The 13352-nt window shown below is 62.0% G+C and carries 13 protein-coding genes; 11 read left to right on the forward strand and 2 right to left on the reverse strand.

Translation table 11 applies throughout. From position 1 onward, the window contains the following. The first annotated feature begins 69 nt into the window (after nucleotides 1–69). Complete coding sequence (locus tag GKR99_09045) at nucleotides 70–3279, forward strand: reductive dehalogenase (protein ID NKB27679.1); 3210 nt, start codon at nucleotides 70–72, stop codon at nucleotides 3277–3279. Here the strand turns inward: GKR99_09045 and GKR99_09050 are convergent. Together GKR99_09050 and GKR99_09055 are read right to left on the reverse strand one after the other, a co-directional pair. Beyond that, nucleotides 3276–4046 (reverse strand): sulfotransferase, encoded by a 771-nt coding sequence (locus tag GKR99_09050; protein NKB27680.1) that lies wholly within the window; start codon nucleotides 4044–4046, stop codon nucleotides 3276–3278. The two genes, GKR99_09045 and GKR99_09050, sit on opposite strands and share 4 nt — an antisense overlap. Then, nucleotides 4043–4789, reverse strand: coding sequence for a TSUP family transporter (locus GKR99_09055; protein ID NKB27681.1), 747 nt, complete (start codon nucleotides 4787–4789; stop codon nucleotides 4043–4045). The genes GKR99_09050 and GKR99_09055 overlap by 4 nt, the downstream gene beginning before the upstream one ends. Before the next feature lie 218 nt (nucleotides 4790–5007). Between GKR99_09055 and GKR99_09060 the strand changes: the two genes are divergently transcribed. The 10 genes from GKR99_09060 (at nucleotide 5008) to GKR99_09105 (ending at nucleotide 13222) form a co-directional block, all read left to right on the forward strand. Next, the gene (locus GKR99_09060) at nucleotides 5008–5355 is read left to right on the forward strand and encodes a TIGR04076 family protein (GenBank protein NKB27682.1); all 348 of its coding nucleotides are present in this window, start codon (nucleotides 5008–5010) and stop codon (nucleotides 5353–5355) included. Further along, entirely contained in the window at nucleotides 5348–6403 is a 1056-nt protein-coding gene (locus tag GKR99_09065; protein ID NKB27683.1) for an aldo/keto reductase, read from the forward strand. Before GKR99_09060 ends, GKR99_09065 begins: the two co-directional genes overlap by 8 nt. Then, nucleotides 6400–7161: an ATP-binding cassette domain-containing protein gene (locus GKR99_09070; GenBank protein ID NKB27684.1), complete on the forward strand. Its 762-nt coding sequence runs from the start codon at nucleotides 6400–6402 to the stop codon at nucleotides 7159–7161. Before GKR99_09065 ends, GKR99_09070 begins: the two co-directional genes overlap by 4 nt. Then, a complete protein-coding gene (locus GKR99_09075) occupies nucleotides 7158–7889 on the forward strand; it encodes an ATP-binding cassette domain-containing protein (GenBank protein ID NKB27685.1) in 732 nt (243 codons plus the stop codon). The genes GKR99_09070 and GKR99_09075 overlap by 4 nt, the downstream gene beginning before the upstream one ends. Further along, nucleotides 7886–8791, forward strand: a complete 906-nt coding sequence (locus GKR99_09080; GenBank protein NKB27686.1) for a branched-chain amino acid ABC transporter permease — start codon at nucleotides 7886–7888, stop codon at nucleotides 8789–8791. Before GKR99_09075 ends, GKR99_09080 begins: the two co-directional genes overlap by 4 nt. Next, the gene (locus GKR99_09085; GenBank protein ID NKB27687.1) at nucleotides 8788–9738 is read left to right on the forward strand and encodes a branched-chain amino acid ABC transporter permease; all 951 of its coding nucleotides are present in this window, start codon (nucleotides 8788–8790) and stop codon (nucleotides 9736–9738) included. The genes GKR99_09080 and GKR99_09085 overlap by 4 nt, the downstream gene beginning before the upstream one ends. Before the next feature lie 24 nt (nucleotides 9739–9762). Further along, nucleotides 9763–11061, forward strand: coding sequence for an ABC transporter substrate-binding protein (locus tag GKR99_09090; protein NKB27688.1), 1299 nt, complete (start codon nucleotides 9763–9765; stop codon nucleotides 11059–11061). Nucleotides 11062–11123: 62 nt separating this feature from the next. Continuing rightward, nucleotides 11124–11519 (forward strand): RidA family protein, encoded by a 396-nt coding sequence (locus tag GKR99_09095; GenBank protein ID NKB27689.1) that lies wholly within the window; start codon nucleotides 11124–11126, stop codon nucleotides 11517–11519. After that, complete coding sequence (locus GKR99_09100; protein NKB27690.1) at nucleotides 11516–11956, forward strand: hypothetical protein; 441 nt, start codon at nucleotides 11516–11518, stop codon at nucleotides 11954–11956. The genes GKR99_09095 and GKR99_09100 overlap by 4 nt, the downstream gene beginning before the upstream one ends. A gap of 168 nt (nucleotides 11957–12124) precedes the next feature. Beyond that, nucleotides 12125–13222: an NAD-dependent epimerase/dehydratase family protein gene (locus GKR99_09105; protein ID NKB27691.1), complete on the forward strand. Its 1098-nt coding sequence runs from the start codon at nucleotides 12125–12127 to the stop codon at nucleotides 13220–13222. Nucleotides 13223–13352: the final 130 nt, after the last annotated feature.

The raw sequence follows: 13352 nt of genomic DNA on the forward strand, positions 1-13352 counted from the left end.
GTGCATCCCGCCGAGTGCCGCGTTAAGGTCTGCCCAAAGTTCGAATTTCAAGGTTTGAAGGTCAGGGTTATGGGGTTGCGTTTTTTCTCGGACAAGAACCGCCCGGTGCATCTGAGCGCTTATCCGCTTGAGCGGTTGGTTCGCGGCGAAATGCCGGATTTGACCGCGATCGCCACGGCACCACAGCTGAGTTTCCGCCGGCCTGATCAACCGCAAAGCATCGTCAATGCGATGGGTGAATATCAGGCCATGCTGGATGCGATCCGGGATGGTCTGGTGAACAAGGCGCGGGCCGAAATACCCGAAGATCTGGCCGAGCGGGCGAACCATTTGAAGGCATTCGGCTATTTCTCGGACAGTTCGATGGTTGGGATTTGCCGCCTGCCCGAAGCGGCGCTGTTAATGACCCCGTATCGCAATCCGGACATTGACCGCCTGGCCGAGGATCTGCGCACCAAGCAGACGGCGACGCTGGCCTCGGGCATTGACGTGATCATGGCCGATCTGAAGGAATCGATGGAGGCACCGCCGTCCAGCATCGACGCCCATACCCACGCGCTGGTCTTTCTGGTCGAACATCACCGCGACCCCGACCCCGACGAACCGGGGGCTGAATGGCTGGCCGATGCCCAGGATCATCGCGCCTGCCTGCGTGCCAGTGAAACGGCTGTGGTGATCGCCAATTACATCCGCCTGCTGGGTTTCGACGCCAAGGCGCACACCCCGGCGACCAGTGACGTTGATCTGAACCGGCTGACGGTCGCCGCCGGGCTGGCCGTGCCTGAGGGCGATCAACTGATCGCGCCCTATGTGGGACCCCGGTTCGGGGTGGCGGCGATTACGACCGCGATGCCCCTGGCCGAGGATGCGCCCCTGGCGCCGATGGCGGATCAGCCGTGGCTGCGAACGCAGGGCCCCGCCTGGTGGCTGGGCAAAGGGTTCGCCAAGAACGCGCTGAACCGCGATCCCTATGCCAAGCGGCGATACGTCGACGGGGCGCAGCCGTTTGAAAAGCTGAAGCGGGTCGATGATCCGACCACGTATTTCGACGAGCCCAACGTCGCCCGTGTTCCCAAACGCGCCGACATGTTCGCACGTGCGCAATTCGGCGACATGAACAAGACCGTGCAGGATCAGGCCAAGGGCGGCCATTATGCCCGCAAATCTGCGCCCTCTTTCGCGCAGCGCCGCGCACTTGGGGCGTTCGTGCTGATCCAGAACGGAGAGCCTGCCGTAAACGGCCCACGCCCCAGCGATGCTGCGCAGAACGCGGCCAACCTCAAGGCGGCATCGTACTTCCTGGGCGTTGATGCGGTGGGCCTGTCGCGCTGTCCGGACTGGACCTGGTATTCCCATGACGCAGTCGGCGATCCGATCAATCCGCCCCACGATCAGGCGATCAGCATGATCATCGATCAGGGCTATGAAACGATGGAGGGGTCCAGCGGCGACGATTGGATTGCCGTGGCGCAGTCGATGCGCGCCTATTTGCGGTTCTCGCTTCTGGGCGGGGTGATCGCCAAGCACATCCGCAACCTGGGCTATTCCGCGAAATCGCATACTGTGATGGACGGAGAGGTTTTGCAGCCGCCCCTGCTGTTGCTGAGCGGTTTGGGAGAGGTTTCGCGCATTGGAGAGGTTATCCTGAACCCCTACCTCGGGCCGCGCCTGAAGTCCGGGGTGGTGACCACCGACATGCCGATGGATCACGACAAGCCCATCGACTTTGGCCTGCAGAAGTTCTGTGAAAGTTGCAACAAATGCGCCCGCGAATGCCCCAGCGGGGCGATCACCGCTGGGCCGAAGCTGATGTTCAACGGCTATGAAATCTGGAAATCCGACAGCCAGAAATGCGCCACCTACCGGATTACTACGCCGGGCGGGGCAATGTGTGGGCGCTGCATGAAAACCTGCCCCTGGAACCTGGAAGGGCTGTTCGCCGAGGCTCCGTTTCGCTGGGCCGCGAGGAATATCCCCGCCGCCGCGCCGGTCTTGGCGAAACTCGACGATGCGGTCGGCAATGGCGGGCTGAACGACGTCAAGAAATGGTGGTGGGATATCGAGCTGGAAGAGGAAGGCGGCTATCGCCCCTCCAAACACCCGCTGAACTGGCGTGATCTGCAAAAAGACCTGAATCTGAAGTATGAGGATCAGACGCTGGCCGTCTATCCCGCCCCGCTTGCCCCCCACCCCTGGCCGTTTCCGTTTCACATGGATCGCGAAGCCGGGATCGAGGCGTATCAGGCGATGATCACGGCCGAGGAGTATCAGGAACGCGCCGCCCGTGGTGAACCGCCGATGCACCAATACCCGGATCACGGCGACGCGCCGGTCGTTCGGGTCGAGGTGACGAAAGCCGAAGCCATGTCGCCGGATGTGACCAAATTCGAATTCCGCAGCCTCGACGGATCCGACCTGCCGGAATGGAGCGCTGGTGCGCATCTGGATATCGTCGTCGCGCCGGAATTCCTGCGCCAGTATTCCATGTCGGGCGACCCGGCGGATCGCTCGGTCTATCAGATCGGCGTCTTGCGCGAAGACGCCGGGCGTGGCGGATCAAAGCTGATGCACCGCATCTTCTCGGAAGGGCGGAAGGTTTTCATCTCCAAGCCGATCAACCATTTCGAACTGGACGAGGCGGCGACCAAAACCTTTCTGATGGGCGGCGGGATCGGGATCACGCCAATGATTGCCTTCGCGCATCGCCTGCACACCATCGGCGCGGATTTCGAGGTGCACTATTCGATCCCAAGTCGTGCTTCTGCCGGATATCTGGATGACCTCGTCGCGGTCCCATGGGCACATCGGGTACAGCTGCATATCTCGGACGAGGGTAGCCGTTGTGATCTGTCCGAAACACTGGCGGGGTATCAGCCCGGCTGGCACGTCTATACCTGCGGGCCGGATCGTTACATGGACGGCGTGATCGCCGCGGCTGAAGGTGCCGGGTTCCCGGACGACGCGCGGCATCTGGAGTATTTCTCACTCCCCGAGGTGCCAGACTATGTGAACCACCCCTTTACGCTGAAGCTGGCGAAATCGGGGCGCGAGCTTCTGGTGCCGACGGATAAATCTGCCACGGATGTTCTGACCGAGAATGGCGTGGCCGTGGACGTCAAATGCTCGGACGGATTGTGTGGTGTGTGCAAATGCGGATTGATCGCGGGTGCGGTCGAACATCGCGATTTTGTGCTGTCCAAGAAGCAGCGCGAAACCGAGGTGATCCTGTGCCAAAGCCGCGCAGCGGACCCCGATGGGGTGATCGAGGTTGACCTTTAGCGCCCGATTGACCTGCTTTGAGCGCGGAACCTGCTTGCCCAATCTGCGTTTGTGGCATCTGCCAGTTGGGCGACGGGCGGCTGGATGCCCTCCGCCGACGCGGGATCAAGCCCCAGCGTATCCAGAACCTTCGACAGCGTTGCGGTCGGATTATTGGACAAGTCTTCATAGGTAATCCGCGACGGGCAGATGGCCTGTTGGTCGAACCATTCCGCCCAGGCCGCTTCCAACTCTTTCACTTCGGACAAGGCCCGGTGGATTGCGTCGGCGTCATACACCGGTGCGCGCGGCGCCGAGGCGCGCTCCAGCTCGCTACCGTCGGCGGCGCGATGCCAAAGACCCGTCTGCTGGGCTTTGACCAGCGATATCGCCTGGGCAAGCTTGTCCAGCCGGGTCAGGTGAATGAACCGAGTCTGGCCGAATGTGGCGGCGATGCGGTCTGTGTCGGTGCGCGCATCGGGGTGCAACAGGGTGAGTTGCTGCATAAAGAAATCGAAACTGACGCGCTGCATGCGTAGCCCGAACAGGCCGGTCGCGCCGGTTCCCCGCTCGATCGCCGCCGCGAAGATCGCCTTCAGCGCCGATAGGTTTGAAGTGAAATCCGCGTGCGACAGACCATAGGTCTTCAGCCAGGCCGCCAGCTCGGGCCGGTGGAAATGCGAGTCAGGCAGGCCCGCGAAGCCGGTGGCGGCCAGCAGGCGGCACAACAGGGTGCTGCCGCTGCGCGGGCTGGTGCAGATCATATATGCGTTTGGGCGGGCGCTCATCCGGTCAGGGCGCTCTGGATCAGGCGAACGGTTAGCAGGCCAAGCAGGATCAGCACAATGCGGTCAAAGCTTGCAGCTGAGATTGTACGCACCAGCCATGCGCCGACAGGCATGAAGGTCAACAACGGGATTAGCGCAAACAGACTGAGGCCCATCAGCGCCGGTGTCATCAAGCCCAAAGAGAATTGCAGCGGCACCTGCACCTGCGACATCGCGATGAACGCCAGAGAGATCCCGGCAATGAAGACATGGCGATCCAACCGCATTGCATTGAAATAGCTGACGATGACCGGGGCGGAAATACCCGATGCGCCTTGCAGCAGACCGGCAAGGATGCCCATCGGCACCGTCAGCCTGTCTGCCAGGGCGGGGGGAAGCCGCCAGTCAGGGCGCGCCAGTCGCATCACAATGAAGGCGACCAATGCCCCGGCGACGCCCAGTGACAGCGCCGACCCGGACAGCTGTGATAACACAATGGTTCCCAACATCGCACCGATCGCGCCCGCGACAGCAAACCGCCAGAACATCCCGCGCCCTACGATGGCCTGCCGATGGGTCCAGAACTGCCAGAGATTGGTGATCAGGTTCGGCAGCACCATCACCACGACCGCCGTCCTCACGTCGAACATCGCCGCCAAAAGCGGCACCGCCAAAAGCGGAGAGCCGAGGCCAACCGCGCCTTTCAATACACCGCCAAGGGCAAGTGCTGCAAAAATCGCCATAATGGCAAATGGGTCGGTCATATCCTAATGGTCTCGATCAGCGCTTCGTTGTTTGCATATGGGTCGGATGCGCCCCGTTCAGATGCCTTGCCCGACGGAAGCACCACCAATCACCCGCGCGCCTGGCAATTCGTCTAACGCACGGCTGTTTGCTTGACACGGTCTTGATTCGTCCAACTTATATGCAATTGAATATAAAAGACGATGCGTGGTATTTGAGCGGCGCAGCGGGGGCGGGGATGGACGACAATTTCGAACTCTTTGATCTGAAGGTCGAAGTCGTGGCCACGGACAAGCCCATGGTCTGTGACCACCCGGAGGGGAGCTATTTTCGCGTTGTCGGGGAAATGCTGATCTTCCCCAAAGACCGGCCCAGGATCGCAATGTATCCGCTGGCCGCGCTGATCCCGTTCTTTCCGGCCAAGCAGCGCCCGACGCATCCCCATGACTGGATGACAACAGACGCCGAAATCGCCTGCCCTGACCCGCATTGTGGCGCGCGGTTTCGGATCACGCGACTGAAGACATCGACCTTCAGCCATGCCGAGACGACGCTGGTTCCCTTGCCCGAACACAACGATGACTGAGGTTCCGACGATCACGTTGCGCCCCGGCTATGTGGTCTCGCGCCTTATCCGGGGTGGCTGGCAACTGGCCGGTGGCCATGGCGCGGTCGAAACCGCGCGTGCGGCGGACGATATGATCGCCTTTTATGATGCCGGAGTAACGACGTTCGATTGCGCGGATATCTATACCGGCGTCGAAGAGATTTATGGCGAAGGGCTGCGCCGGCTGGCCAATCAGCGCGGGGCCGAAGCCGCAGCGCGGGTGAAGATCCATACCAAATACGTGCCGGACTATGACAGCCTTGCCGATCTGTCCCCCGCCGATATTCGCCGCATCATCGCCCGGTCGTGTCAGCGGCTGGGGCGGGATCGCCTGGATCTGGTGCAATTCTACTGGTGGGCCCCAGAGGTGTCGGGCGTCGAGAAGATGGCCGCCTATCTGGCGGCGCTTCAGGGCGAGGGGCTGATTGACCGGATCGGCGTGACGAATTTTGACGAAGCGCGGATGGCGCAGGTGTCGGACAGCGTTGATCTGATGTCGAACCAGGTGCAATTCTCGCTGCTGGACCGGCGGCCCGAGGGTGCGTTCGCGGAGTGGTGCCGGGCAAACGACGTTTCGATTATCGCTTTCGGCGTACTTGCGGGCGGGTTCCTGACCGATCACTGGCTGGGCCAGCCCGATCCCGGTTTCGACTTCGAAAACCGCAGCCTGATCAAATATCGTCTGATCATTGAAGAATTCGGCGGTTGGGACGCCTTTCAGGCCCTGCTGGGCGTGCAGCGCGGCATTGCCGAGCGTCGCGGTGGCGATATCGCCGCAGTGGCCACTCGCGCGATGCTGGATGATCCGGATGTGGCCGCCTGTATCATCGGGGCGCGCTATGCGCGGCATCTGCCCCGGCTGCTGAAGGCGTTGGACGTCGCGTTGACCGACGAAGACCGCGCTGCGATCGCGGCGGTTCAGGCACAGGCGCCGGGGCCGTCCGGACCGGTCTACGGATTGGAACGTGATAAGACCGGCCCACATGGCCGGATCATGAAATACAATCTGAACGAGGGCGCAGCGTGAGCCTTTTGGCACTCAACAACGTCACCAAGCGGTTCGACGGCTTCACCGCCGTGGACGGTGTGAGCTTTGAAGTTGACAAGGGCGCCATCGGCGGGCTGATCGGGCCGAACGGGGCCGGGAAGACGACGCTGTTTAACGCGCTGGCAGGGTTGGAAGGGCCGGACGAAGGCTCGGTCACGCTGGATGGCGCGCAGATCTCGGGCAGCGCGCCGCACCGGGTGTTCACTGCGGGGCTGGCGCGCACGTTTCAGATCCCGCGCCCGTTCCCGGAAATGTCGGTGCTGGAAAACTGCATGATGGTGCCAAGCGCCCAGGCGGGCGAGGCGTTCTGGGCCAATTGGTTCCTGCCGGGCCGGGTCGGGGCCGAAGAACGCGCGACCCGCGATAAGGCAAACGAGATCATCGAATTCTGCGGCCTGACCCGTGTGCGGCGTGATGCCGCAAGCACCTTGTCCGGCGGGCAGTTGAAACTGCTGGAACTGGCGCGCGTGCTGATGGCGGACCCCAAGATCATCCTGCTGGACGAACCGGCGGCGGGGGTGAACCCGTCACTGATGCGCGACCTGGTGGACACGATCGTGGCGCTGAACCAGCGGGGCCACACCTTCCTGATCATCGAACACAATATGGATGTCGTGATGTCGATCTGCGACCCGATTATGGTGATGGCGCAGGGACGCCTGATCTATCGCGGTGATGCCGCCGGGGCGCGCGAAGACAAGGCTGTGCTGGATGCTTATTTGGGGGATGTCCATTGATCCGCCGCCTGACCGCCACGGATATCGTCGCGGGCTATCGCCCCGATCTGCCAATCCTCCACGGTGTCAGCGCCCATCTGGACGCGGGTGAGGTGGTGACAATTATTGGCCCGAATGGTGCCGGTAAATCGACGTTGATCAAATCCATTGCCGGGCTGGTGAAAATCACCTCGGGCATTGTCGAGATTGATGGCGCAGACCGCACCCGCACGCCTGCCCATCTGCTGGCCGGGGCGGGCGTCGCCTATGTGCCGCAGACCGGGAACGTGTTCACAACGCTGACGATCCGCGAAAACCTGATCGTTGGCGGCGCAGCACTGCCGAAGGCCGAGGCGTTGGCCCAGATCGACAGGATTTTCGACCAATATCCGATGCTGGCCACGAAACGGTCCGAGAAGGCGCGGGTGTTGTCGGGGGGAGAGCGTCAAATTCTGGCGATTGCGCGGGCATTGCTGACCTCTCCGAAGATCATATTGCTGGACGAGCCCACGGCAGGGCTGTCGCCGATGGCGGCGTCAGAACTGTTCGATCTGGTGCGCGGGCTGGTGGCGGACGGGGCCGCCGTTCTGATGGTGGAACAGAACGCCAAGGCGGCATTGAAGATGTCGGACCGCGCCTATGTCCTGGCCGAGGGCGAGAACCGCATCGACGGGGTCGCGTCGGACCTGCTGGAAAATGACGAGATCGGGCGCATCTTCCTGGGCGCACGACCGGAGGATGTGACATGATCCTGCAGCATACCGCCGACGGCATCCTGTCGGGCGCGATTATCGGGCTTGGCGCGATTGGCCTTAGTTTCACGATGAAAATCCTGCGGTTTGCCAACTTCAGCCATTCCGAGCTGCTGACCTGGGGCGCCTACTTCGGCCTGATCTTCGTCAGCGTGGCAACGGCGATGGGCGGGTTTGGCGGCACATTCGGACCCCTAAGTTTCGGCTGGCCGCTGATCCTGGCGCTGGTTTTTGCGGCGGTGGCGACCAGTGTGCTGGCGTTGCTGTTGCATCATCTGATCTTTGAACGCCTCGCCAAGGTCACCGGTCATATGACCATGGTCTTCGCAAGTTTCGGGGTCGCGCTGCTCCTCAGGAACGCGGTCCTGCTGATTTTCGGGGCAGACCCGATCTATTATTCGAACACGCTGCAATTCGCCGTGCTTCTGCCCGGCAACGTCAGGGTTCTGCCCGATCAGGTGTTCCTGTTGGCATTGACTATCGTGGTGGTCATCGCCCTTCACCTGTTCATGACCCGCTCGCGCACCGGGATCGCCATGCGCGCGACTGCGGAAAGCCCGGACCTCGCGCGGGTCAGCGGGGTCAACGTCAACAATGTGGTTCGCTGGGTCTGGGTGATCGGTGCATCTGGCGCGGCGGTGGCGGGCGTTCTTTACGGGCTGACGGTGCAACTCAGGCCCGAACTTGGCTTCGCGCTGATCCTGCCGTTGTTCGCGGCTGCAATCCTCGGCGGGGCTGGTAGCCTTTATGGTGCGGTCATCGGCGGGTTGATCGTGGGGCTTTCCGAGAACCTGTCCGTGATGATTATCCCCACCACCTACAAGCCCGCCGTGCCGTTCCTGTTAATCCTCGCCATCCTTTATTTCCGCCCGCAAGGGCTGTTCGGAGAGAAGAAATGATCGGCGTAATCTCATACCTGATCTTCTTCCTGATCCTTGCCCTGACATTCGGAATCGCTGTCATGGGGCTGAACCTGCAATGGGGGTTCACGGGGCTGTTTAATGCCGGGGTTGCCGGGTTCCTCGCCGTTGGCGGTTACACCCATGCGATCCTGACTGGCCCGGCGCGGGATGCGGTTTTCGGCGGGTTCGAACTGCCCTTCGTCGTTGGGTTGTTGGGGGCGATGCTGGCCTCTGGCCTTGTGGCCGTCGTTGTCGGCCTTGTGACGCTGCGCCTGCGCGATGAATATCTGGCGGTCGCCACATTCGGCATCGCGGTGTCGATCCAGCTGGTTGCGGTGAACTGGGAGTATGTGACCGGCGGTACGCTGGGGCTGATTGGTATTCCCAACCCCTCGAAAGGGCTCGCCGATGGCCCGTTGCGGCAGAATGCGATCTATCTGGGCATGGTCGTTCTGGTCGCCGTGCTTGCCTATGTCGGTTTGCAGCGCATCGTGCAATCGCCCTGGGGTCGCGTCCTGAAGGCGATCCGCGAAGATGAGGTCGCCGCCGTCAGCCTTGGTAAGAACCCGACGCGGGTGCGGCTGGAATCCTTCGTGCTGGGCTGTGCCCTGATGGGGCTGTCGGGTGGTCTGTACGTAGGTTTCATCGGTTTTGTCGGGGCGACAGACTTTCTGCCGATCATCACCTTCCAGATCTGGACCATGCTGATCGTGGGTGGATCCGGCAACATGAAGGGCGCGTTGCTGGGGGCCGCCGTCGTCTGGGGCGTCTGGACCGGCAGCGGCTTTGCGATCTCGAAAATCGTGGCACCCGAATGGCAGGCGCAAAGCGGTGCTTTGCAGGCGGTGCTGATTGGGCTTATCCTTGTGCTGACGTTACTTATGCGTCCCAAGGGGATGATTGGCGAAGACGTCCACGTCAGCCGCCACGCAGCCGACACATGAACGAAGTGGCCGGGAAGCGGCCCAATGAAACCAGAGGCCAACAAGGAGAGTAACATGAGAAGACTGATGACAGCCGGGGCACTCGCCCTCGGCGCGACCTTCGCGATTTCGGGCGCGGCAAGCGCCCAGGACTGCCCGGTGAAACTGGGCGCGATTCTGCCCGTATCCGGCCCGATGGGCCAGGTGGGTGAACGGATTTCCAACACCGGCGCCTTTGCCGTGAAACTGTTCAATGAGGCGGGCGGCGTCAAAGGCTGCCCGGTCGAATACGTTCTGCGCGATACCCAAGGCCAATCGGCCATCGGCGTCGACGCGGCCAAATCGCTGGTCGATCTGGAAGGTGTTGCGGCGCTGATCGGGGCCGTCAGCTCGGGCGTCAGCCTGCCGGTTCTGACCTCGGTCGCGGTGCCGTCGAAGGTGGTGCAGGTATCCTGCTGTAGCTCGTCCGAATCCTTCACGGCACTCGCTGAAGAGGGCAAGACAGAAGGCTATTGGTTCCGCACCTATGCGACCAATCGCAGCCAGTCGGCGATGGGCGCAAAGCTGACCGTTGACAGCGGCTTCAAGAAGACCGCCGTGATCTATGTGAACACCGACTTCGGCGTCGGCCTGGCCAAACGGTTCGAGCAGGACATCGCCAAGCTGGGCGGCACGATCACATCCTCGGTCGCCTACAACGAAAGCCAGCAAAGCTATCGCGCCGAGGTGACCAAGGCGTTGGAGGGTGAGCCGGATTCGCTGTTCCTGATCGCCTTCCCGGTCGATGGCGCGACGATTACGCGCGAATGGCTGGCGCTGGGCGGCACGGACAACCTGATCGTGAACAACTCGCTGCGCTCTTCCGATTACTTCGAAGCGGTTGGCAGCCAGTATCTGACGAACCTCGTCGGTTATGATAGCGCCCAGCCGCGTCTGGCGTCGGTCGATACCTTTAACGAGCTGTTCGAGGCTGAGTTTGACGGCCCCCCCGATGGGCCCGGCCTACACTCGGTCTTCGATGCGGTGAATGTTGTGCTTCTGGCGATGGAAGCGTCCGATGAGATTACCGGCGACAACATCCGCGAAGGCATCCGCGTGGTCACGGCGGATGGCGGGACCGAGGTTTATCCCGGTGTCGAAGGCATTCAGCGCGCGAAAGAGCTAATCGCCGCGGGTGAGGCCATTCGCTATGTCGGTGCAACCGGCGCGTTGCAATTCGACCAGAACGGCGATGTGCAGGCCCCGAAGATGACCTGGAAACTGGACGGCGATGAAAACGTCGAAACCGGGTATCTGTCGACCGAGGAAGTCGCCGAGCTGATCAAGATGCTCGACGCCAACTGATCGGATGATCAACCGGGCCGGGCGTATTATGCGCCCGGCCTTTTCAGTTTGAAGGACGCACCATGCCGCGCACCCATGTCTTCTCGGGCTCGATCTATGAAGAAATGGCCGGGTACGCCCGGGCGGTGATCGTGGGGGACGCGATCTATGTCTCCGGAACGGTCGGCGTGGATTTCAAAACCGGGGAACTGGCCGATGGCCCCGAGGCGCAAACAGACCGGGCGCTGGACACGATCCAGGCCACGCTGGAGGAGGCCGGATCCTCGCTGGGCGATATTGTCCGCGTGCGGGTCTATGCGCCCGACCCCGCCGACGTGATGGCGATTTCCGGTCGGCTGAAGGAACGGCTTGGGTTCACCTCACCGACGAATACGACGATCTGTTCGCCGCTTGCCGTGCCCGGTGCGCATGTCGAGCTGGAGGTCGAGGCCCTGCGCGGTTCGGCGAACCCGGGATGAGCGGGACGGACACCGTTTCAGTTGTGATACATGCTCCGGCGCAGGATGTTTTCGATTTCATGGCCGATGCCGGGAAGATGACATTGTGGTCCTTTGGAACCTGGTCATTGACCGAGCTTGACGACGGGCTGTTCGAAGGGCGCGCCCTGGCAAGCAATGCGCCCATCCTGCTGCGCATCGACCCCGACCCGGACCGGTTGCTGATCGACTATCATCTTGGTGACACAGCCGCGACACTGCAGCCGCGGATCTATGTGCGGATTGTCCCGGGATCTGTGACTGGCCAGGGTGAAACGACCGCGACGCTGATTCTGACCGCATTGCGTGATGTGGGAATGGACGCCGAAAGATGGGCACGGATGCGCCGCGCCCATGGGTTCGAGCTGGACGTGATCAAAGATCTGATCGAAAGCGGCCATGATCACCGGACCGCGTAACCATCTGTAATGATACGCGAATAAAGAGGTGTGCCGGATCGGCGAAGGTTCGCCTCAAATTCTAGAACAAATTAAGAACTTTTTTAGATTTACGGCCCGATAACCAAGGTGAACCGAAGTGGCATGGTGTGAAACATGCCGCAGGTCATCAACTGGAAGGACGGCCCGATGACATCTGACAACGCGCCAATACTGATTACCGGGGGCGCCGGATTCATTGGTGCCCGACTGGCGCGGCGCCTGGCGCGGCTGGGGCATCCGGTGACGGTATTCGACAGTTTTGCCGAACAGGTGCATGGCAACGGTAGCGCCGCGCGCGCCGGTGTGGCGGTGGACGGGATCTCTGTGCTTCATGGCGATGTGCGTGACCGCGATCTGATCGAACGGGCGTTGCGGGCAAGCCGTGCGCGCACCGTCATTCATCTGGCCGCAGAAACCGGCACCGGGCAAAGCCATACCGAACCGGCGCATTATGTCGATGTGAATGTCACCGGCACGGCACGACTGGTCGAAGCCATTCGCAACGTCGGCGGCGTGCGCCGCGTCATCCTGTCCGGGTCGCGCGCGGTCTATGGCGAAGGGGCGTGTGTTGACCGGGCCGGTTTGCGCGTGACGGCCGTGGCGCGCCGCGAAGCGGATCTGGCGGTTGGCGATTACGCGCCCAAAGACCGGGTCGGACGCAGCCTGCGCCCTGTGGCCACGGCGTCAGATACACCGGCAGCACCGACATCCATCTATGCCTCGACCAAGCTGATGCAGGAATACCTGCTGACGCAGGGATTGTGGGGCAGTGGAACGCATGTCGGACTGTTGCGGATGCAGAACGTCTATGGCCCCGGTCAGGCGCTGAGCAATCCCTATACAGGTGTCTTGTCGGTCTTTGCGCGCAAGATCTCGGAAGGTGAAAAGCTGGAGGTCTTCGAAGACGGCGCGATCACGCGTGATTTCGTCTATGTGGATGACGCCGTCGAAGCGTTTGTCAGCATGGTGCAGACCCCGGTGGTGACCGCACAACCCATCGACATCGGGTCCGGAAAGGCCACGACGCTGTTGGAAATCGCCGGAAAACTGTTGGAGACGATGGAAGGTGACCGCGATGGCCTGCACGTGACAGGGGCCTATCGGCCAGGGGATGTTCGCCATGCGCTTGCCGACATCTCGACAGCCAAGGCGGTGCTGGGATGGCGGCCCAATGTGGATCTGGACGCTGGCTTGGTCAGATTTGCCGAATGGGCTGCGGCCGCACCGAAACATGCGGTGGCCTGAGGTGTTGCGCGTGCCCCATAAAGCTGCCGCGGCAGCAATCGGCCCAGGCAGGCCCGACAACGGCGATTTTCGCGGCGTCGGGGACTTCGAGGTTCAGTCCGCGAGTGCTGACCGCCCCAGGGTGCACAAA

The organism is Paracoccaceae bacterium (genome assembly GCA_012103375.1).
Taxonomy (GTDB): Bacteria; Pseudomonadota; Alphaproteobacteria; order Rhodobacterales; family Rhodobacteraceae; genus WLWX01.